Annotated in this window: 19 protein-coding genes; 13 read left to right on the forward strand and 6 right to left on the reverse strand. The window is 63.8% G+C overall.

Annotated elements, in window-relative coordinates:
• Positions 1-3: 3 nt before the first annotated feature.
• Positions 4-2403 (forward strand): bifunctional diguanylate cyclase/phosphodiesterase, encoded by a 2400-nt coding sequence (locus ACWAT4_RS14660; RefSeq protein WP_212446559.1) that lies wholly within the window; start codon positions 4-6, stop codon positions 2401-2403.
• Positions 2404-2407: 4 nt separating this feature from the next.
• Here the strand turns inward: ACWAT4_RS14660 and ACWAT4_RS14665 are convergent, their stop codons facing one another.
• Positions 2408-2842, reverse strand: coding sequence for a hypothetical protein (locus ACWAT4_RS14665; RefSeq protein ID WP_212446558.1), 435 nt, complete (start codon positions 2840-2842; stop codon positions 2408-2410).
• 65 nt (positions 2843-2907) lie between these two features.
• On the opposite strand from ACWAT4_RS14665, the gene ACWAT4_RS14670 reads away from it, so the two are divergent.
• Complete coding sequence (locus ACWAT4_RS14670; RefSeq protein ID WP_212446644.1) at positions 2908-3495, forward strand: hypothetical protein; 588 nt, start codon at positions 2908-2910, stop codon at positions 3493-3495.
• A 65-nt stretch (positions 3496-3560) separates the two neighbouring features.
• Positions 3561-4160, forward strand: a complete 600-nt coding sequence (locus ACWAT4_RS14675; protein ID WP_212446557.1) for a YdcF family protein — start codon at positions 3561-3563, stop codon at positions 4158-4160.
• 11 nt (positions 4161-4171) lie between these two features.
• Here the strand turns inward: ACWAT4_RS14675 and ACWAT4_RS14680 are convergent, their stop codons facing one another.
• Complete coding sequence (locus ACWAT4_RS14680) at positions 4172-5515, reverse strand: aminotransferase-like domain-containing protein (RefSeq protein ID WP_449730838.1); 1344 nt, start codon at positions 5513-5515, stop codon at positions 4172-4174.
• Between the two features lie 186 nt (positions 5516-5701).
• Here ACWAT4_RS14680 and ACWAT4_RS14685 point away from each other — a divergent pair, with 186 nt between their 5' ends.
• The gene (locus ACWAT4_RS14685) at positions 5702-5938 is read left to right on the forward strand and encodes a DUF1127 domain-containing protein (protein WP_212301151.1); all 237 of its coding nucleotides are present in this window, start codon (positions 5702-5704) and stop codon (positions 5936-5938) included.
• 1411 nt (positions 5939-7349) lie between these two features.
• Here ACWAT4_RS14685 and ACWAT4_RS14690 read toward each other — a convergent pair.
• The 4 genes from ACWAT4_RS14690 to ACWAT4_RS14705 form a co-directional block, all read right to left on the reverse strand.
• Positions 7350-8543, reverse strand: a complete 1194-nt coding sequence (locus ACWAT4_RS14690) for an OpgC domain-containing protein (protein WP_449730839.1) — start codon at positions 8541-8543, stop codon at positions 7350-7352.
• Positions 8544-9488: 945 nt separating this feature from the next.
• Positions 9489-9950: a hypothetical protein gene (locus ACWAT4_RS14695; protein ID WP_449730840.1), complete on the reverse strand. Its 462-nt coding sequence runs from the start codon at positions 9948-9950 to the stop codon at positions 9489-9491.
• A 14-nt stretch (positions 9951-9964) separates the two neighbouring features.
• Positions 9965-10390, reverse strand: coding sequence for a universal stress protein (locus ACWAT4_RS14700; RefSeq protein WP_449730841.1), 426 nt, complete (start codon positions 10388-10390; stop codon positions 9965-9967).
• Positions 10391-10445: 55 nt separating this feature from the next.
• Positions 10446-10982, reverse strand: a complete 537-nt coding sequence (locus tag ACWAT4_RS14705; protein ID WP_212301146.1) for a SixA phosphatase family protein — start codon at positions 10980-10982, stop codon at positions 10446-10448.
• 196 nt (positions 10983-11178) lie between these two features.
• On the opposite strand from ACWAT4_RS14705, the gene ACWAT4_RS14710 reads away from it, so the two are divergent.
• The 9 genes from ACWAT4_RS14710 (at position 11179) to ACWAT4_RS14750 (ending at position 24784) form a co-directional block, all read left to right on the forward strand.
• On the forward strand, positions 11179-12642 hold the full coding sequence (locus tag ACWAT4_RS14710) for an NAD(P)/FAD-dependent oxidoreductase (protein WP_212301145.1): 1464 nt from the start codon (positions 11179-11181) through the stop codon (positions 12640-12642).
• An 86-nt stretch (positions 12643-12728) separates the two neighbouring features.
• Positions 12729-13241 (forward strand): peptide-methionine (R)-S-oxide reductase MsrB, encoded by a 513-nt coding sequence (gene msrB, locus ACWAT4_RS14715; protein ID WP_212301144.1) that lies wholly within the window; start codon positions 12729-12731, stop codon positions 13239-13241.
• A gap of 191 nt (positions 13242-13432) precedes the next feature.
• On the forward strand, positions 13433-15688 hold the full coding sequence (locus ACWAT4_RS14720; protein ID WP_212301143.1) for a flagellar hook-basal body complex protein: 2256 nt from the start codon (positions 13433-13435) through the stop codon (positions 15686-15688).
• A 34-nt stretch (positions 15689-15722) separates the two neighbouring features.
• Entirely contained in the window at positions 15723-17603 is a 1881-nt protein-coding gene (flgK, locus tag ACWAT4_RS14725) for a flagellar hook-associated protein FlgK (protein ID WP_212301142.1), read from the forward strand.
• A 20-nt stretch (positions 17604-17623) separates the two neighbouring features.
• Positions 17624-19537 (forward strand): flagellar protein, encoded by a 1914-nt coding sequence (locus tag ACWAT4_RS14730; RefSeq protein ID WP_212446551.1) that lies wholly within the window; start codon positions 17624-17626, stop codon positions 19535-19537.
• A gap of 75 nt (positions 19538-19612) precedes the next feature.
• On the forward strand, positions 19613-20398 hold the full coding sequence (locus tag ACWAT4_RS14735) for a hypothetical protein (protein ID WP_212301140.1): 786 nt from the start codon (positions 19613-19615) through the stop codon (positions 20396-20398).
• 10 nt (positions 20399-20408) lie between these two features.
• A complete protein-coding gene (locus ACWAT4_RS14740) occupies positions 20409-22013 on the forward strand; it encodes a hypothetical protein (RefSeq protein WP_212446550.1) in 1605 nt (534 codons plus the stop codon).
• Between the two features lie 19 nt (positions 22014-22032).
• Complete coding sequence (locus tag ACWAT4_RS14745) at positions 22033-23295, forward strand: ATP-grasp domain-containing protein (RefSeq protein WP_212446549.1); 1263 nt, start codon at positions 22033-22035, stop codon at positions 23293-23295.
• On the forward strand, positions 23288-24784 hold the full coding sequence (locus ACWAT4_RS14750) for a pyridoxal phosphate-dependent decarboxylase family protein (RefSeq protein ID WP_212446548.1): 1497 nt from the start codon (positions 23288-23290) through the stop codon (positions 24782-24784). Before ACWAT4_RS14745 ends, ACWAT4_RS14750 begins: the two co-directional genes overlap by 8 nt.
• The last annotated feature ends 38 nt before the right edge of the window (positions 24785-24822 follow it).

Here is a 24822-nt window from a genome sequence, read left to right on the forward strand (position 1 = left end):
GCGATGTATCAAGTTCTGTTTTGTCTCACGGAGCAGCATGACTGGCGCCTGGTCGCACTCGGCGGCGCCGTATGCCTGCTGGCGAGCGCTGCGGCAATCAGCCTGTTTCACCGCGCGCGAGCAGCGCTCGGCGGTGCCCGCCTGGTGTGGATCACGCTGGATGCCATCGTGGCCGGCTCCGGCATCTGGGCAACCCATTTCATTGCGATGCAGGCCTACGGGCCGGGGGCTGGTGGCGCCTACAATATCCCGGTAACGATCCTGTCGCTGATCTTTGCGATCGCGGTCACCTTCATCGGTCTCAGCATTTCGGTTTCGACGAGGCGCGGAGCTCTGGTCGCGCTTGGTGGGGGTGTTGTTGGCGGCGGTGTGGCTGCGATGCATTACACCGGCATGATGGCGTTCGAGATTCCGGCCCATGTCGGTTGGACCACTGCAACCGTGGCGGTATCGATCTTGCTTGGAATCGTCTTTGGATCTTGCGCCCTGTTCGTCGCAGGACGAGGCGATAGTCTGTCCAATGCCCTTGCCGCGACGATCCTGCTGACGGTCGCCATCGTCTCACACCATTTCACAGCGATGGGCGCACTGGAGTTGACTCCCGATCCTTCGCTCGCAATCAGCGGGCTGTCGATCCCACCAGCCTCGATGTCCTTTCTCACCGCCAGCGCCGCGGCGGCGATCATCGCAATCGCGCTGGTCGCGGCGCTGCTCGACCGCCGCGCCAAGGGTGAACTGGGGCGTCAGCAGATCGTGCTGGACACCGCGCTGGAGAACATGTCGCAGGGGCTGTGCATGTTCGATGCAGAGGGAAAAATCATCCTGTTCAACGAACGCTATGCGGCCATGCTCCGTCGCACCGACATGCCGCTCAACGGTCGCCTGCTGGTCGACGTGCTCAGGGAGGAGCAGGCCAGGGGCCAGTGGAAGGGCGATGCGGACGAATTCTTCGCGCGTCTCGTGGCCGACGCCCGCGAAGGCCGCACCACGACCGACGTCGTGACCAGGTTCGACCGATCGATCCGCGTCGTCAATCAACCGATGGACGGCGGCGGCTGGGTCGCGACCTTCGAGGACATCACCGAGTGGCTAGAGGCGCAGGCCAAGATCTCGCACATGGCGCGCCATGACGCGCTGACAAATTTGCCGAACCGCGTGCTGTTTCACGAGCAGCTGGAACAGGGATTGCGCCGTGCAGGGGCGAACGACCAGCTCGCGGTGCTCTGTCTCGACCTTGACCATTTCAAGGACATCAACGACTCGCTCGGTCATCCCATCGGCGATGCGCTGCTGAAGGAAGTCGGCCGCAGGCTGAAGACCACTGTCGGCGAGCACGACACCGTGGCCCGTCTCGGCGGCGACGAGTTCGCCGTGGTCCAGATTGGCCGCTCGGAGGAGGCTGCCGCGCGGGCGCTCGCCGGCCGTCTCGTCGAGGTGATCTCCGCGCCTTACGAGATCGACGACCATCAGATCGTGATCGGCGTCTCGATCGGCATCTCGCTGTCGCCGCAGGATGGCAGCAATCCCGACGAGCTGTTGAAGAACGCAGACCTGGCGCTGTACCGCGCCAAGGCCGATGGTCGCGGCACCTATCGTTTCTTCGAGACCGGCATGGATGCGCGCGCGCAGGCGCGGCGCCTCTTGGAAATGGATCTGCGGGCGGCACTCCAGCGCAATGAGTTTCAGCCGTACTATCAACCGATCCGCGACGTCGTCAGCGATCGCGTCGTCGCCTTCGAGGCGCTGCTGCGCTGGAATCACCCGCAGCGCGGCCTGATCGCGCCCCTCAACTTTATTCCGCTTGCCGAGGAGACCGGACTCATCGTCCAGCTTGGAGAGCTCGTGCTGCAGAGCGCGTGCATGGATGCCGCGACATGGCCGAACGATATCGGCGTCGCCGTCAACCTCTCGCCGGTACAGTTCAAGAATCCGAACCTGATCGCATCCGTGACCGAGGCGCTGGAGAAATCGGGCCTCGCGGCGCGGCGCCTCGAGCTCGAGATCACCGAATCCGTGCTGCTCCAGAACAGCGAGGCGACGCTAACCACGCTGCACGACCTGCGCGCGATGGGCGTGCGGATTTCGCTCGACGATTTCGGCACAGGCTATTCGTCGCTGAGCTATCTGCGCAGCTTCCCGTTCGACAAGATCAAGATCGACCGTTCCTTCGTGTCCGAGCTCGCCACGCGCGAGGATTCGGTGGCGATCATCCGCGCCGTGACCGGTCTTGGCCGCAGCCTCGGCATCGTCACCACGGCGGAGGGCGTCGAGAACGACGCGCAGCTCGAGTTGCTAAGGCGCGAGGGCTGCACGCAGGCGCAGGGCTATCTGTTCAGCCAGCCGCGGCCGGCCTCCGATGTCGCGATGATGCTTGACCGGCCGCGGCTGCGCGCTTCGGCCTGATCGGCTAGGCGCGGCGCAGCGCGAAATGCGCGCCGCAAAATGCCATCACGGCGCCGAGACACAGCGCTGCGAGACCCGCGAGCACGCCGGAAATGGTCGGGATCGGGCTCGGCGCCGAGGCCGCCTGTCCGGCGCCCGCGAGCAGGAGCACGCCGAGCGCGATCAGGAATTGCCGCATCCTTTGCGGGATCTGGCCGGAGACGGCGCTTTGCATCAACGTCGCGGTGAAATAGCCGCCGGAGAATCCGACGGTTGCGATCAGCCACCAGGCGATCGCCGCGCCGGTCGGCATGAACTCATGCGTGTCGGCGCGCCAGAGACCGCCGAGGTCGAGCCCGTAGCGCGCGCCGAGCATGTGCACCGCGAGTGCGAGCAGCACGCCCGCGATCATGGCAGCCCCGAGAATCAGGCGGCGCGGAAAATAGATCGTCTCAGCCATGTCTCGCTTGTAGGATGGGGGAGGGCGATTGCGCAAGCGGATCGCAGACGGGATTGATGATCGAGATGCAGGTTTCGGATGCGCAAGGCGCCCCAGCCACGAACTATGCCTACAAGGCGTCGCTGATCGGCTCGGCGCATCGCTTTGAGCTGACCGAGGCGGGATTGTCCTGGCACATCGCCGGTCGCTCCGGCGTCTGGCGCTATGACGAGATCAGTGCTGTCAGGCTGTCGTTCCGCCCGGTCTCGATGCAGCAGCACCGCTTTCGCGCCGATATCAGCCGCGCCAGTGGCGGCCGCATCGCGATCCTGTCGACGAGCTGGCAGACCGCCGCGCTGATGGCGCCGCAGGACAGCGGCTTTCGCGATTTTCTCGTCGAGCTGCATGCGCGGATGGCGAAGGCCGGTAGCCGCGCCGAGCTGACCGCCGGCCTCGGCCGCAAGACCTATGCGGCGGTGCTGGCGTTCCTGGCGCTGCTGGCCGTGGCGATGGCGGGACTGTTGATTCGCGCGCTGATGATTGGCGAATTCGCCGGCGTGTTGTTTATCCTCGGCTTTGCCGTGCTGTTCGCCTGGCAGGTCGGCGGCTTCGTCCGGCGCAATCAGCCGCGCAGCTACAGTTTCGACCAACTGCCTCGGTCCTTGCTGCCGTAGCGCTTGCAACCGGACGCAATCAAACGTGACTTCGCAGCCGCGCACGGGTCGCGCATCTTGCTCCGATGACAGTCACCCACCGCAGCACGCGCCTGCCGACGGCGGACGAGATCGCCGAGATCAATCGCACCCATCTGATCGATACGCCGCTCCGGCCGGCCGACCTGCTGTTTCTGTTCGGCACCCGCGAGGACGTTGTCCTCCGTGCCGAGACCGCCGCGCATCTGTGGCGCGAGGGTCTTTTCCGCTGGTCGATTGTCAGCGGCGGCGTGACGCCGGGCTCGGAGCAATCCGAGTGCATGATCATCAAGGCGGCAATGGTCGCCGCGGGCATTCCGGCAGATCGAATCCTCGAGGAGCATCGCGCGATGAACACCGGCGAGAACGTGATCCTCTCGCTGCCTGTGATCGATGCGGCGCTGGGACTGCACAACATCCGCAGCGTGATCTGTCTTGGCAACACCTGGACCGCGCGACGCTATCCGATGACGCTGCATCGGCATTGGCCCGAGGTGACCAAGCTGCTGCTCACCGTCGACAGTTTTGCGACGCCGCGCGCGCTTTGGTACACCGACCCGGAATTTCGTCGTCGTGTGCTGCACGAATGGGACAAGATCGAGCCCTACAAGGCGAGGGGGTTCATCGCCGAATGGCCGGTGCGCTGACGGCCAGGGGATTACTCCGTCGAGTCGAAATCCTCCTCCTTGGTGCCGAGCAGCGATACGATCGTGCGCAGGCCGGAATCGAGCTGTTCGAACGAGGGTGGAGCGAGCGCGAGCCGCACGGCATTCGGGGCATGGCCATGCGCGACCGCGAAGGTCGAGGACGGCGTCAGCGCGATGCCGCGCCGGGCGGCTGCGGCAACGAAGGTCTGCGAGCGCCAGTGCGGCGGCAGTGTCAGCCAGAGATGATAGGAGCGCGGATCGGCCGAGAGCTGGTGACCGGCGAGCAGCCGTGACGCGGTCTGCTGGCGCCGCCCGGCGTCGATGCGTTTCAGCCGCGTCAACTCGGCGACAGTGCCGTCGGCCATCAATCGCTGTCCGGATGCGAGCGCGTGGCCCGAGGCGATCCAGCCGCCGGTGCGGACTGCGCTCATCACGCTCTCGCGCAAATGAGGCGGCGCGACGAGGATGCCGAGCGCAAGACCCGGCGCGACCTTCTTGGAGAGGCTGTCGAGCACGATGCAGCGATCCGGCCCGAGTGCCGCGAGCGGCGTGTCGTCGGCGAGGAAGCCGTAGACCGCGTCCTCGATGATGGTGAGATCAAGCTTCTCGGCAACGCGCATGATGTCGGCGCGTCGCGTCGCGTTCATGGTGACGCCGAGCGGATTCTGGATGATGGGCTGGAGATACAGCGCCGACAGATGCGCTTCGCGATGCGCCTTCTGGATCGCGTCGGGCCGCGCGCCATATTCGTCCATCGGGATCGGCACCAGCGTGATGCCGAGCCGCGCGGCGATGCTCTTGACGTAAGGATAGGTGAGGGCCTCGACGCCGCAGCGGCCGCCGGTCGGCACGAGCGCAGCGAGCGCGGCCGCGAGCGATTGCTTGCCGTTGGCGGTGAAGACGATCTGCTCGGCCTGTGGCGCAAAATCCTTGCGCGCGAGATAGGCCGCGGCGGCGTTGCGCGCGCTCTTGGTGCCGGTGCTGGTCGAGACGCGCAGCGCGGATTCGAGCGCATCGACGCGTTCGAGCCCGGCAAGACTCTTGGCGATCATCGCCCATTGCTGCGGCAGCAGCGGATAATTGACCTCGAAATCGATGCGCGCGTCGCGCGGCTCGGCGATGCTCTCGACCTCGCGCCTGATGTCGCCGGAAATGAAAGTGCCGCGGCCGACTTCGCCGACCACGAGGCCGCGGCGCAAAAGCTCCGTATAAACACGGCTCGCGGTCGAGACCGCAATGCCGCGGTCATAGGCAAAATTCCGTTGCGGCGGCAGCCGGTCGCCGGGCCTTAACGTGCCTTTAGAGATATCTGCGGCAATGGCATCCGCAAGCTTCACGTACTCGAACTTTGACATTATTGCACCGAGAGCAATGTTTTCCTTGCTCCGAGCAGTGTACTGGAGCATTTAAGTTCCATCAAGTTCCGCGATTGAGCCGAGGTGAGCGAGAGCAATCCGATGGCAAATGAGGTGCAGGCGCTGCCAGCGTTTGCGCCAACGGCACCTGCTTCGCCGTGCGGGACGTAAGGCCGGAGAAGAAACATGACCACGATCTCGCAAACTGCCGGGCGGAGTTTACGCCCATCCTCGTCGAGCGGATTTTTTGCCACGCTCGTCAACGCCGCCTATGCCCTGTTCGACCGCCTGGAGCGCCGCACCGCCGTCAAGACGCTGAACGAGCTTGACGACCGCGCCTTGCGCGATATCGGGATCACGCGCAGCCAGATCGAGGACGCCGTCTACGGGCAGTTCAAGGCCGAACTGACACGGTATCTGTGAGCTTGCTCGCCTGTGTCCCGGACGCGCTGTTGCGCGGAGCCGGGACACAGGAGACTACACGGTGCGCTGATACATGGGCCCCGGCTCTGCAGCGCACGGCTGAAGACTCTGGATTGCTTCGTCGCAACAGCTTCGGGCAATGACTGAGCAAACAGACACACCTTTTCCCTCTCGCGGCTCATATCGCCCGAGCTTTGCCCGTCGCCTCACCCTCATCTAAAAGGGCGCAGGGAAGATGACTTCCCGGCGGGCTACCCATCGACCCGTTGATCAAATCAATCCCGATCACTTGTAGGACTTGCATCCTTGGATAGCGCTGCGCAGTCTCGCTGTCGGTCCCCAAATTTGCCTCCAATCGCCCTGGGATCGGCGGCGGGATGCGCGCGCCGAATGCAACGGCGCGGACGCCACGCCAAAGTTAATTAAGGATGGTATCTGGCGCTCAGGGTGACGTTTCGTAGATGGCTCGACGACATGCACAATTCGCGCATCCGCGACCATCGCTGTTGCACGGCAAGCTATTTCAAAATTGACGTCACGTCCGACTTATCAAATTGATCTGCGTGCAACGATGCATCTTCCAACCAGTCGTCTCTGTACATTCCAATTTGCTTGGTCTTTTTCGAGTATGCCGCTTTGAGCATGCGCTAGGAATTTGCCCTCGGAGTTACTCCAGTGCAGCATCGGCTTTCTCGTTGCTCCCGTCATCGGGCGCAGACAGGTCGTTTCGCAGGCGCAGCATCACTCACTTCAAATTGGCGCAGCGCACCTTGATCTAGCTCAAGCAAGCGAACTTCGGAGCCAACCACGTTGGCTGTCGTGAAGTTTCAAACCTCTTGGAGACAGCAATGAAGCACTCACGTTCCGCCCTCGTGCTGACCGCCCTTCTCTCGACGCTGCTGACAACAACAACTTATGCGGCATCGAAGCATCAGCCATCGATAAGCGAAGCCCACTACAACGCGATGGAAAAGTGCGTCTCCCAAACACTCGAGGCGTTGCCCGGAACCCCGTCACAGGGAAACGGCCTCTCGGAACGGCGGAGGGCCATGTACATGGAATGCGCAAGAAAGGCCGGCTTCAGGCCTTGAATTTCTTTGAAATCGAGAATTGTCTGCGACAATCTGACAATTCTCGACGATTGAATGCGGAGGCCCGTCAGAAGATGGCCGTCCGTCCCACTTTTTGGGTGAGCGCTGGTTCAAAATTCATAAAGTTTGGGGATTTGCGGCGACTAGGCCGTGAGCCGCAAATCTTCCTTTAGTCACGGTAGTCACCCGGCTGAACGATGATCCGCCGTAGCTCCGCCGCTACACCGTCCAGTACCGCGCAGCGCGCAGAAATTAGCTTGAAAGGCTGCCGTCGCCCGTACCCCCCTTTACCTGCCCCTCCCAAAGTAACTTGGCCTCGACTACGGAGGCTGATCGGTTTCAGCGTTTCCGACTGGCGCGTAGTGCTCTGGGGCCGCGAATAGGGTCGGAAGGCTACGATACCAAGTCGCGAGCCATGCTGTGCCCACCAACAGGGAGATGCCTATGATGCTGACGAGCATCTGGGCGAAGACGCCGCCACTGACCTGCACAAGGATCCAGTGAGCAGCAAAGGAAAGGAAGACGCCAAAGCAGAACACAGGAAGCGAGCGCTGACCACACAGGATCAGCGGACGCAGTCGTCTGGAGCCGAGCCACGGCGTACCCTGTGGGAGGAAGTGCAGCAACACGATCAGCGCGGCCACGAAATGGGTGAGACGCAAGGGATCGAGATTGGACTTGTCGATTGGATAAATCGCGCGACGTAGAGCCTCTGGTACAAATCGCTCCAAGCTCGGCACATGCCATGTCATGACGATCAGGAACGAGAAGGCGAGCCACGCCCCCGCGATAATGGTGATCGGGCGAGAGAGCGCCGTTGACCTTATCCTCGGCCCACCGCCAAAGCCGCACCAGACGCCAAATACAAACAAGAACTGCCATGCGAACGGGTTGAAATACCATTTGCCTCCCGGGAACGAGGGCAAATTCCAATCGAAATATCGGGCAGAAAAATAGAGGATTGCAGAGCCGAGCAAGGTCACGTTCGGTCGGCGCAGCAGGCACCACAATAGTGCTGGCGCGGCGAGAACCAGCACGATGTACAGAGGAAGGACATCGAGGTTGACCGGCTTATATTTGAGCATGAGTGCCTGCCCGATCATGATGTCGGGACGGTCTAGAAATTGCGCCACGTTGAACGCGTCCTTGTACATTGGGTTGTCAAAGCGGGCCGCGGTCCGGGCGATCTGGGCGACAAAAAATAGAAACAGAAAGATGTGCGCGACATAAAGCTGCGACGCTCGCGCCCAAAGCCGCTTCGCTGCGGCCAAAAGCTGTCCGTTCTGAACGGCTGGTCCGTAAGCAAATCCGATCGAATAGCCGGAAATGTAGACGAAGAATTCCGCTGCGTCGCTGAAGCCGTAGTTGCGAGGCGTGAACCAGTTGAGGAAGTTATTCGGGATATGGTCGAGGAAGATTATCCACTGCCCGATGCCACGCAGGAAATCGAGCCGCAGGTCGCGTTTGGGTGGCTGCAAGAGGGGGATGTTGCGAGGCTCCGTACTTGCATCCATGCCTGACCCTCCGAAGAATGGCTCAGGATACAAACTGCGGTTTCGGGCAATGGACGCGGTTGATCCATCTCAAGATGGCAAAGCAGTCCGACCGCAGGCATCGTTTCTACGTCTCTCAGAGAACCCAGCGGCGACTGGCCAAGGCTAGCGGTTGCTGGAGCGTGTCGCGTCACCTCATCGATTGAATGAGACGTGTCGGCAAACCCCGCCAGAGACGCCCAGGCGGGCGTTTGAGCCATCCCCCGTCAGTTCATGCCCCACCCCGCGAACGCACCAGCGCACGTCCCCGCGACGAGAGGCGAGCGAAATGCAAGCACTGCGACGGGCCCAGACAGAATGCACGTAATGTCAGCATCGAGGGGAACATCGCAGATATGCACAACTGAGGAGCCCGTTAGCGGATCGCGACACAAATGGGGATACAAAAATCGCATCATATTGATATATCGTGAATTTTTGCGGGTGAACTCTTCCTGCGCAGTGGCTTTACGGTTTATGTCGCGCTCTCCCCGGGGAGCGATGCACTATTGCCCCCGTCGTCTCGCAGATGACTGATGCGTGAGCCCGGTTGAACCACACGCATCACCACGAGCCTTGGCGCACAGACTCCGGGCGCCAGGACCACACGATTTTGCCGTACGCGGGTCACACCGTCGTGTGGGCGACGGCCTCGCTCACGATTGCCCGCCCTGCAAAACCCTTCGCCCGATGTGACCCACGCCCACCGCAGTCCGGCCCGCGTTCGTGACGATCGCGATACGTCCCTCTTCCTTGGGCCGGGTTGCGCAACCCATGCGTCATTTCCGAATTTCGGTAAAGTGGAATATCTTCGGTGGCGGGTATTGCCCCAGGACTAGCGTGTTTTGTCCGCTGGGCAACGCAAGGTGTTGGGCCTTGTCGCCCGGATGGAGCGAAGCGTAATCCGGGCCACCAACTGAGGTCGGATCAAGCCAACGCGACCTGGCCCCACACACCGCCACAGGCTCGATCGTCCTCGGAACTCTCAGACTTGCGGCGAGGCCGCACCGGAGCGCCGCGCTGGCGCCGATGCCGGACATCGAAACGCTGCATCCGCGCAACGACGTCGCCGCCGAGCGATGCGATGCGGGCAGCCGCCTGTTTGACGACGAACAGGATCGTCGTGATGCGGCTCAGCACGCCGAGCAGGAACAGCGCCGAGAAGATGTCGATATAGGCAAGGAAATCGCCGATCAGCATCAGCTCCGGCGGAATCGGGATGCTGTGATAGTAGGCGCCTATCAGGATAACGACGGGAATGAAGGCGATGACCTTCCGTACCGTCAGCCTGTCCAGCAGCGCGGCCAGCTGCACGACCAGCACGTCCCACAGCGCATCGCCGATCGCGAGCGGGACCTCGTAGGTCCATCTCCGCCACCATTGCTTCACGTCATTGCTCCGAGTTAGTGCCGCACGACCAGAACCGAACACTTCGCATAGCGCACCACGTGTCCGGCATTCGAGCCGAGAAAGTAGGTGCGCATCGCGGGCCGGTGCGAGGTCATGACGATCAGATCGGCCTTCATGTGCGCGGCTTCTTCGAGGATCTCGTGATAGATGCCGCCCTGCCGCACCACGCCGGAGATGTGGGCGGCGTCGATCCCGGATTCACGGGCGACGATGGCGAGTGCCTCTTCAGAGGTTTGTCGCTGCTGCTCGTCGAAATCGGCCGGCACGTATTCGGCCAGCATCACCGGCGTCATCGGCAGTACGTTGAGCAGCCGGATCGATCCGCTCCAGTTCTGCGACAGCGTTGCAGCGGTTTCAATCGCAGGCTTCGCCAGATCGGTGTCGGCGAGGTCGATGGGCACGAGAATGGACTTGAACATCTGCGCCTCCTATTGACCAAGCTGGATCAACCGGTCGAGACGGCGCCCGCGCGTCTCACCCCAGTCGAAGCAACTTGGGGCTGACGAACAGCACCAGTTTGCCGCGGCGGTAGGCCACGTCACCCCAATCCTTGACGTCAAAGTCCAGGATCGCAAGCCCCGCCGTGGGTAGATTGTCAGCGAGCGCCTTGGCGCTGGCCGGATCGCCGCTGCCCATCAGCATCAAGCCGGCCTCGTGCATGCCGGGATTGTGCCCGACCAACAACAGCTGCTTGGGGTTGGCCGGTATCGTTGCAGTGCGAATGGTTTCGAGAATCTGCGCGGGATCGGCGCCGTAGAGTTCCGGCAGGATCTCGACCTGCGGCGCTGCGACGCGGTCCTTCATCGCCTGCCAGGCGATGTCCCAGGTCTGCCGGGCACGGACGGCGTGCGACACCAGCACGGCCTCGGGGGCAGGCGCATGGGTGGCGATCCAGTCGCCCATCTCCGCGGCGTCCCGCTGGCCGCGCGCGTCGAGCCGGCGGTCCTGGTCGCGGCCGCTCGGCGCGTCGGTCTCGGTCTTGGCGTGACGCAGCAGCATCAAACGGCGCATGGCATTCTCGAATCGTTCCACGTCCAGAATAATCTACAGGCGGGCGTTGAGGGACAAGGTCACAAGCGCCCGATGGGTCCTTTAAAGCGCGATGAGATCAGGACAAAGCGTCATCACGCTTTAAATTGTTGTTTTGAGCATGATCTTTTCGGAAAACCGCTGCACACTTTTCCGGATCATGCTCTAAGAAAACGACATGAGCGAGACTTTCACAAGCGTGTCCCAGGACGAAGCCGGCTTTCGTGAACGTACGCGGCTGTCGTTCGACCTCGACGCCGATATCTGCGTGATAGGAGCCGGATTGGCGGGACTCTCCATTGCGCTGGAGGCGGCCCGGCTCGGGGCCAGCGTCGCGGTGCTCGAGGGGCGCCATATCGGCTGGAATGCCTCGGGCAACCAACTCGGTACGGTGACGCCGGGTTTTGCGCTGCCGCTCACCGAACTGATCGAGCGCATCGGTTTCGAGGACGCCCGTGAATTGTGGACGCTCTCGAAGGAGGGCGCCGAGTTCGTCCGCGCCAACGCGACCGAAGAGAATATGCCGGGCATAGGCCTCACCGGTGGCGTGCTGGAGGTCTCCAATGTCGATGCCGGCGACCGGCTGATCAGCCGGCTCCAGATGCTGAACGAGGATTTCGATACCGAGGCCGAAGGCTGGCAGGTTGATCGGGTGCGCGAGGCGCTCAAGACTGATCGTTACTTCCACGGCGTTTATTATCCCAAAGCGTTCCAGGTCGATGGCCGCAAATATGTGCATGGCCTTGCGGCGCTGGCGCGGCGCGCGGGCGCCCGCATCTTCGAGGATACGCCGGTCGTCAGCATCGATCATTCCGGCATCCGCAAGCGCATCGTGACGCCCTCGGCGCGGCTGCGCGCCTCCCACATCGTGCTCGCCGGCAACATCCATCTCGGCGCACCCTTGCGGCGCCTGTCGGAGACGCTGCTGCCGGTCTGGAGATACGCAGGGATCACAGCGCCGCTTGGCGAGCGCCTGCACGAGATCATCAGCTTCAAGGGATCAGTGATGGATTCCGATGGCGTCGATCATTTCCGCATCGTCGACGGCGACCGCCTGATGTGGGAGAGCCCGGAGACCACCTGGGCGGCGCGGCCGCAGCGCTTTGCAGGTAGCATCAAGCGGCGGATCCGGTCGATCTTCCCTGAGCTTGGCAATGTCGAGATCTCCGAGACGTTCGGCGGAGCCACCGGCCAGACCGTGCACGGCATGCCGCAGATCGGCCAGTTGCGCAAAGGCCTGTGGGTGGCGAGCGGCCTCGGCCGCCAGGGCATGAACACCTCCGCCATGGCCGGACAGCTGATCGCGCGCAGCATCCTGTGGGGTGACGAGCGCTGGAAGCTGTTCTCGCCGTTTGAGCTGGTCTGGGCGGGCGGCACCACCGGACGCGTCGCGGGCCAATTGGTCGGCATCTGGGCCAGGGCGAGTTCCGCTGCCGCGGGGTCTCTCGCGCGCTATCGCGAGCGGGTGCGGATGAAGGACAGGGAGCGCGAGGCGCGGCTGGCCGAGGCCAACCGGGCCGCCGGCACCGGTCCGCGTCATCAGCCGCCCGGGGTTCGGCCGCGGGTGGCCCCGGCGCGGCCGCAGCCGGCTGTGACGGAGGAGGCGGAACCCGCCTCCCAGGAGCAGGGCGTCCCGCATTAAGCGGGAAGAAAAACTTCGCCTGGAAGTGTAACATCAGCCGTTAGAGCCCGTATCTCAGGGCGTGGTCCCCGCGCACGGAGAATGAGATGTTTGACCGCCGCATCCTGCTATCGACTGTCGCCGGCCTGTTTGGCCTTTCGGCCTTCCGCTGGCTGAGAGCAACGCCGGCCCAGGCTGGAGAGAAAGCCGCGCAAAAGTTCGAGATCGAGAAGACCGATGCGGAGTGGCGGGCCCAGCTCACCCCGCAGCAATATGAGATTCTTCGCAAGGAAGGCACCGAGCGGCCGGGCTCCAGCCCGCTGCTGAAGGAGCACCGCAAGGGCGTCTTCGCCTGCGCCGGCTGCGACCTGCCGCTGTTCGCGTCCGAGACCAAGTTCGAGAGCGGCACGGGTTGGCCGAGCTTCTACCAGCCGATCGAGGGCAATGTCGGCAAGACCGAGGACCGCACCTTCGGCATGGTGCGCACCGAGGTGCATTGCCGGCGCTGCGGCGGCCATCTCGGTCACGTCTTCGATGACGGTCCGAAGCCGACCGGATTGCGCTACTGCATCGACGGTTTCGGGCTGGTGTTCCACCCGGCGACGCCGTCGGCGACCTAAGGCGCCATTTGACGTGTTTTCCCGGCAATTGTTGCCGGTCCGGCAATTATGCCCCGGTCGTCCGACCGGGGCATCTCCATTTAAGTCATTGATTTCATGAAAATACCCGCATTGGCATAGGCCTTGCGACGTCTCCTCCGACTGCGGCCACGGGTCTGCCGGCCGCCGAGATCGGATTTGGAGACAAAGTTATGGGTATCTTCGATGCAATGAACACCTCGGTGGGTGGCCTGCAGGCGCAGTCCTACGCGCTTCAGAACATCTCGGGCAACATCGCGAACTCGTCCACCACCGGTTACAAGGGCATCGGGACCAGCTTCGAGGATCTCATCCCGGACGCGTCCGTGCCGAGCAAGCAGGTCGCCGGCGGCGTCACTGCGCACGCACAGGCAACCATCACCACCCAGGGCACGATCTCGTCCTCCAGCGTCGCCACCAACATGGCGATCACCGGCGACGGCTTCTTCTCGGTTCAGAAGGCGAGCGGCGTCGTCGACAACGTGCCGGTGTTCGACGGCGTCTCCTATTACACCCGCCGCGGCGACTTCCAGGTCAACGCCAACGGCAACCTCGTCAACGGCGCCGGCTATTACCTGATGGGCGTCGCGGTTGACCCGAAGACCGGCAATCCGACCGGCAGCGTGCCGACCGTGCTGCAATTCCAGAACAACTTCGTCCCGGCGCAGGCGACGACCTCGATCCAATATGCAGCGAACCTGCCGTCCCAGCCGAATACGGTGGCAAGCTCGACGGCAGTCAGCGGCACGCTACTCGCAGCCGGCGGCCTCAACCCGTCCGATTTCGCATCCAATCCGCTGATCATTGGCACGCCGCCCCCGCCCTATGTCAGTGCAGGGGTCTCCGGCGCGGCGGCCACGGGCAATCTGCGCTCGGCCTATACGGCGACAACCGCAACGGGCTCGGTGGCGCTGCTGGACAGCTCTTCAGCCGCGGTCACCAGCGGCACGTCGCTTGATTCCGGCACGAGCCCGCATCTGAACAACACGCTGCTGACCAGCCTCGCTGGCACGCAGATGATTGTCGGCACCCAGACGATCAAGTTTGACGCCACCGTTTCCGGCACCTCGACAGCCAGCAACGTGACCACGATCGGTCTGCTGGGCGGCACCACCTCAAAGATGTCCGACATCCTGAATGCGATCGTGACAGGCGCCGGCGGCGCTCCCGCTGCCGCGTCGATGACATCCAGCGGCAACATCCAGATCACAACCAACACCACGAGCGATATCACGGTTTCCGGCGCAGCGGCTGGCCTGCTCGGCATCAGCAGTGTGACGCGCGGCGGCAACGTGCTGTCGACACCGGCGATCACCGGCTCGACCGTGTTGGGCGGCTCTGCGACGGCTGGCGGTGCGGAAGTCCTCTCATCGGGCTTCGCCGTCAACAATACCATCACTGTGAACGGTCAGACGCTGACCTTCATGGCTTCGGGTGCGTCCGGCGCGAACCAGATCAACATCACCGATGACATCACGACGCTGCTTGGCAAGATCGACGGTCTGAGCGGCGCGACTGGCTCTTCGATCTCCAACGGCGTGATCACACTGCAAACCGGTATTGCCAACCCCACGCTGACGGTGACCAGCAGCAACAGCAGCGCGTTTGCCGCGCTGGGCTTCACGTCAACCGTCACCAAGGCGCGCGGCGGCGGCGGCACCTCCGGTACGGGCACCGTGATCGGCAACGACATTGCCACCTTCACCAAGGAATCGATCAGCGGCGGCGCGGTGACCGCCTACAATGCGGCCGGCACCCCGGTGAACCTGCAATTGCGCTGGGCCAAGACCGACAGCGCGTCGCTGGGCACGGGTCATACCGACACCTGGAATTTGTTCTACCAGACCGATCCGAATGCGACCGGCACGACGGTCGGCTGGGTGAACGCGGGGCAGTCCTTCACCTTTGCCGCCGACGGATCGCTTTCCTCGCCGGCCGGCTCGGGCATCACCCTCAGCAACGTCACCGTCAGCGGGCAATCGCTCGGCTCGGTTGCTCTCAACATTTCCTCGGGCGGCCTGACGCAATACGCGAGCACCAGCGGCGCGGTGACCATCAACACCATCACGCAGAACGGCTACGCGGCCGGTCAGCTCCGTTCGGTCGCCGTCAGCAACAACGGTCTGGTGGTCGGCACCTTCTCCAACGGCCAGAACCTCGACCTCGCGCAGGTGACGCTGTCGCACTTCAACGGCACCAACTATCTCAAGGCGATGGACGGCGGCGCCTATGCCGTGACCGACCAGTCGGGTCCTGCGATCGCCGGTGCCTCGGGCACTATCAGCGGTTCGTCGCTGGAGGGATCCAACACCGACATCGCCGACGAGTTCACCAAGCTGATCGTGACCCAGCAGGCCTATTCGGCCAACACCAAGGTCATCACGACGGCGAACTCGATGGTTCAGGACCTCCTCAACGTGTTGCGCTGATTGGCGCGTAACGTAACCAAAGGCGGCAAGTAAGATGGGTTTGAGTTCAGCCCTTGCCAGTGCGATGAGCGGTCTGCGGGCCAACCAGGCCGCGCTCTCGATCGTCTCCTCGAACGTCGCAAACTCGCAGACGCCGGGTTACGTTGCCCAGACGCCGAACCAGATCGAAGTCACCACCGGTGATTTCGGCTCGACGGCGAAGACGACCGGCGTCAGCCGCGATATCGACAGCTACGTGCAGAACCAGCTGCGCACCGAGACCGGCGGCAGCGGCTATGCCGACCAGATGGCCAACATTCTGAAGCAGCTTCAGAGTGTCTATGGCACGCCCGGCAACAGCGGCACGCTCGAAACCGCGCTGAACAATTTCACCTCTTCGCTCCAGGCGCTCTCGACCAGCGCGGGCTCGTCGTCGGCGCAGACGGTTGCGCTCGGTGCGGCGCAGGCGCTGGCGACGCAGCTCAACGTCACCACCAAGGGCATCCAGTCGCTGCGCTCCAATGTCGAGCAGGATCTCGGCACCTCGTCGCAAGCCGCCAACGCGGCGCTGAACCAGATCGCCGACATCAACACCAAGCTCCAGGGCTTGGCACCGACCGATCCGTCCGCGGCGACGCTGATGGACCAGCGCGACCAGGCCATCAACTCGCTGTCCAAATATGTCGACGTCCGCGTCACCACCGACGGGTCGAACCAGGCCAACATCTACACCACCACCGGCATCCAGCTGGTCGGCGCGGGGCTCGCCTCGCAATTCTCCTTCACGTCAGCCGGGACGCTGGGGGCGACGTCGCTCTACAACGTCGATCCGGCCAAGTCCGGGGTCGGTGCGCTCACCATCAAGCTGCCGAACGGCTCGTCGATCGACGTCGCCGGCAACAACGTTGTCTCCTCCGGCCAGATCGCGGCCGATCTCAAGCTGCGCGACCAGACGCTGGTGCAGGCGCAGAACCAGGTCGACCAGCTCGCCGCGACGATGTCGAGCGCGCTGTCGGACAAGACCACGGCGGGCACCGCTGTCTCCGGCCCGCCCGCCGGCTTCGACATCGATCTTGCCGGCGCGCAGCCGGGCAATACCGTCAACATCACCTATACCGACTCCACCAACACGCAGCGCCAGGTCACGCTGGTGAACGTGACCGATCCCGCGGCGCTGCCGCTGCCGAACGCCACCAACGCCAATCCGATGCAGGTCGGCGTCAATTTTTCCGGCGGCATGGGCGCGATTGCCTCCGCGCTCAACACCGCGCTGTCGGGTTCGCACCTGACGTTCTCCGCCGCCCCGTCGCCGGCGACCGCAACGACGCTGCGCGTCACCGACGACAACAGCGGCCTCGCCAAGATCACTTCGGCGTCGAGCACCAAGACGGTCTCGTCGCTGACCTCGGGCGGTCCGCAGCTGCCGCTGTTCACCGACGGCGGCCAGGCGCTCTATACCGGCGCGATCACGGCATCGGGCTCGCAGATGACCGGCCTTGCCGGCCGCATCGCCGTGAACACGCAGCTCAGCACCGATCCGACCAGGTTGTCGGTTTACAGCACGTCGCCGGTGACGCCCGCCGGCGACACCACGCGCTCGGACTATCTCTACTCGCAGCTCACCACGGCTGTGTATTCCTATTCGCCGCAGACCGGTCTCGGTTCGGCGAGCCAGCCGTTCACCGGCAGCGTCTCGAACTATCTCCAGCAGTTCCTGAGCGTGCAGGCCAACGCCTCGACTCAGGCGACCCAGCTGCAGCAGGGCCAGAGCGTCGTGGTCTCGACGCTGCAGGCCAAGTTCAACTCGACCTCCAGCGTCAATCTGGACTCGGAGATGTCGAACCTGATCCAGCTCCAGAATGCCTACGCCGCCAACGCCCATGTCATGTCGGTGGTGCAGAGCATGATGAATACATTGATCCAGGCTCAAGGGTAATCAGTACAGGGCTCTGAAACATGTCGATCAGCAGCATCAACTACGGCTCGTCAGTCCTCGGCGCGCAGATCCGTAACATCAACCAGCAGCTCACCGACTTGTCGACGCAGCTCTCGACCGGCAAGCTGTCGCAGAACTATTCCGGCATGGGAACCAACGAAGGCTTTGCGATCGCCTCGCGCGCGCAGCTTTCGAACATCGCCGCCTATACCGACACGATCACCAACGTCAACGTCAACATCAATCTCGCCAATACCGCGCTGCAGTCCCTGACGACGATCCGCAATACGGTGCAGACGGGCTCGGCCACCACGGCGCAGGATCTCAACGTCAACGGCCAGACGGTGGCGCAGAACACCGCCGCCGCGCAGTTCGGCTCGATGGTCGGCGTGCTCAACACGCAGTCGGGCAATCGCTACCTGTTCTCAGGGACCGCGTTCAACACGCAGTCGGTCGCCAACGCCGGCGACATCATCAACGGCACCACGACGCAGGCGGGCCTGAAGACCGTCATGGCGGAGCGTCAGGCCGCCGATCTCGGCGCCAACGGCATGGGGCGGCTGGTGCAGTCGACGCTGCCGTCAGGCGCGATCCAGGTGCAGGAGGATTCGGCGACGTCGCCGTTCGGGCTCAAGATCGCGGCCGTCTCCTCGACGCTGACGGGCGCGACCATCACCGGTCCGAGCGGTTCACCGGTGTCGTTCTCGGTCAATCTCAACGGCGTCAATCCGAACAACGGCGACAAGCTCAGCGTGCAGTTCACGCTGCCTGACGGTTCGACCGAGCAGATCGATCTGACGGCGTCCAGCGCGACGCCGACGCCGGTCGGCAGCTTTGCGATAGATCCCGGCAATCCCAATATCATTCCGGCGGTTCCCCCGAACCCGGCCATCACATCGGCGAACCTCAACACCGCGCTGAACACCGCGATCAAGAAGCTCGCCGGCACCTCGCTGGTGGCGGCGTCCGCGGTCGAGGCCGGCGATAATTTCTTCAATACGGACAGCTCGGCGATCGGCGCTGCCAAGACCAGTCAAGCGTCCACGCCGATCGGCGGAACCACCGCGCTGTCAGGCACCTCGCCCTCGGACTCGATTGCGCCCGGCTTCTCGCCGGGCGATACCATCACCGTCAACGGCACGACGCTGAGTTTCGTAGCCTCGGGCGCGACCGGTAACCAGCTCAACGTCACCGACAGTATCCAGACCCTGATGAGCAAGATCGACGCCATCACGGGCACCTCGAAGCCGTCGACCATCCATGGCGGCTCGATCACGATCAATACCGACGACGCCGCAAGCCTGAACATTTCGGGCGGGACTGCAGGCGCCACCGCCGCGCTCGGCGCGCTCGGCTTCGCCTCTACGCCGATTACGGCCACGCAGCCGCCGCTGCGCGTCGACACCAGCAGCTCGCCGGCAAGCTCGGCGACGAGCCTGGTGAACGGCACGGCCACGACCGTGAAATGGTACACCGGCAATGACGGGCCGGGCTCGGCGCGCTCGACCGCGGTGGCGCGGGTGGATGATTCCGTTACGGTGCAATACGGCGCGCAGGCCGACGAGGACGCGATCCGCAAGCAGTTGCAGGCGATCGCCGTATTCGGCACGTTCTCGACCTCGCCGACCGGGCAGTATGCGGGCGGGCAGGTTGCGGCGCTGAGCCTGCGCACGACGCAGGCGCTGACGCCGCAGCCCGGGCAGCAGAAGATCGAGGACATCCAGACCGACATCGCGATGGCGCAGAACACGATGAAGGATGCGACCACGCGCCAGACCCAGGCCAAGGCGCAGCTCCAGACCATCGTCGACCAGGCGGAGTCGGCATCGCCCGACCAGGTCGCCAGCGAAATCCTCTCGCTCCAGAACGCGCTGCAGGCGTCCTACCAGACTACCGCCAATCTCGCGCAGCTCTCGCTGGTCAAGTTCCTGTAAGGACGCATTAAGGCGTCGTTAACCATGCCTCTTTACCTCTTGGTGAGGATTTGAGCGGGGCACGCGGAGCCGTCGATGTCGGACAAGATGCAATTGGTGGTGGCGACGCCCTGCTTCGGCGGGCAGGTGTCGAGCATTTACGCGAGCTCCATCTTCGCGCTCCAGCGCGCGGTGCACGGCATGTCCAACCTCGGGCTCAAGGTGCTGTTGCGGGACGGCGATGCGCTGATCACGCGCGCCCGGGCCAATCTGGTCGCGATGTTCCTGGATGATCCCGATGCGACGCATTTCCTGTTCATCGATGCCGACATCGGCTTCAAGCCGGAGCAGGTGTTCCGGCTGATCGAGTGCGGCGCCGACGTTGTCGCCGGCTGCTATCCGATCAAGCGGGTGAACTGGGACAAGGCGACGCGCGCGATCAAGGCGGGGCGGACCGATGTGACGGCGGCTTCGCTCGACTACGTGCTCGAGATCGAGGATCCCGATCGCATCGTGGTGGTCAACGGCTTCACCCGCGTGCGCTATGCCGGCACCGGTTTCCTGATGATCCGCCGCCAGGCGCTGGAGGCGATGTGCCGCCATCCGGACTATGCCAATCTGCAGTTCTTCCGCGAGCATTCGCATGACTCGCTCGTCACGAGCCCGAACCGCTTCGCCTTGTTCGAATGCATGATCGATCCCGCAACCGGGACCTATCTCTCCGAAGACTTCGCCTTCTGCAAGCGCTGGACTGATATCGGCGGCGAGATCTGGGCCGATATCCAGAGCTCGCTCGACCATGTCGGCCCGTCGGTCTTCCACGGCGACATTGCCTCGCAATTCGCAGCCGTGCCCGCGGCTGCGGCAGCTGACGCGGCGTGAGCCAGTCGGGATGAGCATCGGCGCATCCCGTCTGTCGGACATCGAGCGAGCGTCCGAAGGGGGGGCGCGCTATCGCCTGCGCGATCTCTTCACGCCGTTGGATACGCTGCTCGCCTCCGGCGGAGATCAGCGCCTCGCGCTCGACCCGGAAGAACGCGTCAACGCCTATGGCTGCGCGCCGTCGCCCGAGCCGGAGATCTGGAATTTCGCCTCCTCGACCGCATCGACGATCTCGCAAGCCGCCTATGAGCGCGCTGCGCTGGCGCGCGAGGAACTGGTCCACAAATCGCTGTTTGATGAGGTCGAGATCGCCTTCGACCGGCGCTGCGAGGACATGCGCGATGAGCTGCGCAGTCACTTCCAGCTGCCGCCGCGCGTCGAAATCGTGTTCTCGCCATCGGGTACAGACTCCCAGCTTCATGCCTTGTTCCTGGCCCGCGCCGTACTCGGCGCGCCGCCGGTGACGATCGTGGTCGGCGCCGACCAGACCGGCAGCGGTACGGTGCAGTCCGCGCGCGGGCACCATTTCAGCTCGATGACGGCGAGCGGCATTGCCGTGCGCAAGGACGCCGCGATCGCGGGCCTCGCCGGTGACAGTCTCGCGGTGCCTCTGCTGGACGCCACATCCGGCCTTGGGATGCGTACTGACGCAGATGCGGCGGTCATGCGCGCAATCGAGGACAGCCTCGCGCAAGGCCGGCGCGTTCTGTTGCACATCATGGATTCGTCAAAGCTCGGCTGGCGCGCGCCGAGTGCCGCCTGTCTCGATGAGATCGCGCGGCGCTGGCCGCGCAAGGTTCAGGTCGTCGTCGATGCCTGCCAGGCGCGGCTCGGCCGCCGGCGGCTGCGCTCGTATCTCGATCGCGGCTACATGGTGCTGATGACGGGTTCGAAGTTCTTCGGCGGGCCTGCCTTCAGCGGCGCGCTGCTGGTTCCGAAGGGTCTGTCGCGGGCGCTCGACCGGATCGAAGGGATCGCACCGGGCTTCTTCGACTATGCCGGCCGCTGCGATTGGCCGATGGCGTGGACGGCGCTGCGCTCGCGTTTCGAGCGCCGGCCGAATTTCGGTCAATGGCTGCGCTGGGAAGCCGCGTTGGCCGAAATCGGCAGCTACTACGCCGTGCCCGGCGCGTTCCGCGCCAGGGCGCTTGCCGAGCTTGCATCGGGCATCGACAGCATGATCACATTGTCGCCGTCGCTGCGTGCCGTACCGGCGCCCGTCGACGCTACTGATGCCGATGATGAAGAATTTGTGCAGCCTTCGATCTTTCCGTTCACGCTGCTGCGCAACGGCAAGCCAGTGTCCGTCGCCGACACCAGCGCCGTGCACCGCGCGCTTGCGCGCGACATGAACGATGCCATTGTTGGCGGTGCCGCGGACCGCCAGGTTGCCGCGCAGCGCTGTCTCGTCGGCCAACCGGTCCGGCTGATGCAGCCGGACGGTGCGCCGCAAGCCGCATTGCGGCTGTGCGTCGGCGCGCGGCTCGTCACCGACGCCTGGTCGGTCGACAGCGTGCAAGCGCAAGCTAATATACAGCACATCCTCGATCGCATCGCCCATGTCCTGGTGAAGATCGAGCTGCTGGTTGACCGTACCGCCGCCGCGCCGGCGTAGCCCGTATTCGAGGTGTGAGATGTTGCATCCGCTTGCCGCGCCGAATTATGCCGACCGTATCGGCTTTGCGCAGTTGACGCGCCAGGCGTTCGAAGGCGTCGATCTGCATCCGTTGCGCGATCAGCTGCTGGCGCGGATTGCGGATGGAACGGCGCAAGCGGGCGAGGGGCTGGATCTGTCGTTGATTGCCCAGCTGATGGGCGAGAAGGAAGCCGGGCTCGTGATTCAGTCCGAAGTGCTCTCCTTCCATCAACTGTTTCGCACACCCGCCGCAGGACCAAAGCCTGGCTTGCGCGTGCTTGCACTTGCGGCCGACATCGACATGGGCGGCAACACGCCGATCGAATTCCTGCTCGAGGGCTCCGACATCGAGCTCCTGACACTCTATGTGACCAAGGACAAAGGTCTGCCGGAAACGCTGCCCGAGCACGACGTTGCCATCGTGGTCGCATCCGATTCCGAGGAATGCCGCGAAGCGCTCGCGTTGATCGAAAAGGCCGCGCCGCGCTGGCCGCGGCGGCTTCTCAATCGCCCCGAGCTGATCGGCAATCTCGATCGCGACAAATTGTTCCGATTGTTGGCCGGTATCCCCGGCCTCGACATTCCCGTGACCGCTCACGCGACGCGCGCGCAATTGTCGGCTCTCGCGGAAGGACGGATTGCCTGCGCCGAGATCACGGGCGAACTGCATTTTCCGATGATCGCGCGGCCACGCGGTACGCATGCCGGTGTCGGACTTGCTAAACTCGACGATGCTCCCGCGCTCGCGGCCTATCTCGCCGAACGCCAGGAGCAGGATTTTTTCGTCGCGCGTTTCGTCGACTACGCGAGCCCGGACGGACTCTATCGCAAGTTCCGGCTCACCATGGTCGACGGCAAGCCGTATGCCTGCCACATGGCGATCGCCGATCGCTGGGACATCTGGTATCTCAACGCCTACATGGCGTTCAGCGAAGAGAAGCGCGCTGAAGAAGCTGTTTTCATGCAGGACTTCGATCGTGCCTTTGCCGCGCGCCATAGACACGCGCTCGACGAAATGAGCCGGCGCGTCGGTCTCGATTATTTCATCGTCGATTGCGCCGAGAACCAGAATGGCGATCTTCTGGTGTTCGAGGCGGACAACACCGCAGTCGTGCACAACATGGATTCGCCGGTCGTGTTTCCATACAAGCCGCCGCAGATGCGCAAGATCTTTGCCGCGTTCACCGCGATGCTATCACGGCATGCCAAGACGACTGACAAGACGGCCGACAGGCGGGCGTGGGGAGTGCAGCATGAATGAGATCGTCCGTAATACGCAGACCTCCGCCACGAACGGATCGCTCGATCCGCAGGACTGGAGCGAGTTTCGTACGCTTGCCCATCGCATGCTGGACGAGGCGATCGACGGCATCGCTAATGTTCGCGGGCGTCCGGTGTGGCAGCCGATCCCCGATGAGGTTCGCGCGGCGGTTCGAACCGGCGTGCCGCGCGAGGCAGCCGATCTCGCCGAGGTCTATCGTGAATTTTCCGAGCATATTGCGCCTTACGCGACCGGCAATGTTCATCCCGGCTTCATGGGCTGGGTGCATGGCGGTGGCACAGCGGTCGGCATGATCGCAGAGATGCTTGCGGCGGGTCTCAATGCCAATCTCGGCGGACGTGATCACATGCCGATCGAGGTCGAGCGCCAGATCGTCGAGTGGATGCGCGGCCTGTTCGGCTTTCCACAGGGCGCAAGCGGCATCTTCGTCACCGGCACGTCGATGGCCAATCTGATGGCGGTGCTGGTGGCGCGTACGAGCGCGCTCGGCGCGTTGGCGCGTCAACACGGCATCGGCAACGACGGCACGCTGCTTACGGCCTACGCGTCGAAAGCCGCGCACGGCTGCATCTCCCGCGCGATGGACATCGCCGGGTTCGGCACCGATGCGCTGCGCAAGATCGATGTCGATTCCGATCATCGCATCGACGTCGCCGCGCTGCGAGCGCAGATTGCGATCGATCGCGAGGTCGGCTTCAGGCCGTTCCTCGTCACAGCGTCTGCCGGTACCGTCGACATTGGTGCAATCGATCATCTCAAGGCAATCGCCGATTTGTGCCGCGAGGAGGGGATCTGGTTTCACGTTGACGGCGCCTTCGGCGCGCTCGCGATCCTCTCGCCCGAGCTTGCGCCGCTGCTCGACGGCATTGAGCTTGCGGATTCGATCGCGCTCGACTTTCACAAGTGGGGGCAGGTACCTTATGACGCCGGGTTCCTGCTGGTGCGCGACGGCGAACGTCATCGGCAGGCCTTTGCGCAGCCGGCGGCCTATCTGAGCCGCGAGGCGAGGGGGCTTGCAGCCGGCGCCGTATGGCCATGCGATCTCGGTCCGGATCTGTCGCGCGGTTTCCGCGCGCTGAAGACGTGGTTCACGCTGAAGACATTCGGCACCGATCGGCTGGGGGCGGTTATCGCGCGGAGCTGCGCGCTGGCAAAATACCTGGAGACGCGCGTGCTCGCCGAGCCGCGGCTCGAGCTGCTCGCGCCGGTCAATCTCAACATCGTCTGCTTCCGCTATCGCGCTGGCGATGCGGTGAATCGGGAAGTTGTCGCCGATGTCCAGGAGTCCGGCATCGCCGCGCCGTCGGGTACGACGCTGGATGGCAAGTTCGCGATCCGCGCCGCGATTGTCAATCATCGCACCGCGGAGACGGACATCGACGCGCTGGTGTCGGCGGTGATCAAGTTCGGTGCGAAGCGAACCGGCGGAGTGATCGAGGTCGAGGCGCCGCCGCTCGCGACGCAGTGATCGTCATCGGCTGAAACAACGACGGCCCCGGAGATGAT

Source organism: Bradyrhizobium sp. T-1 (assembly GCF_053592855.1).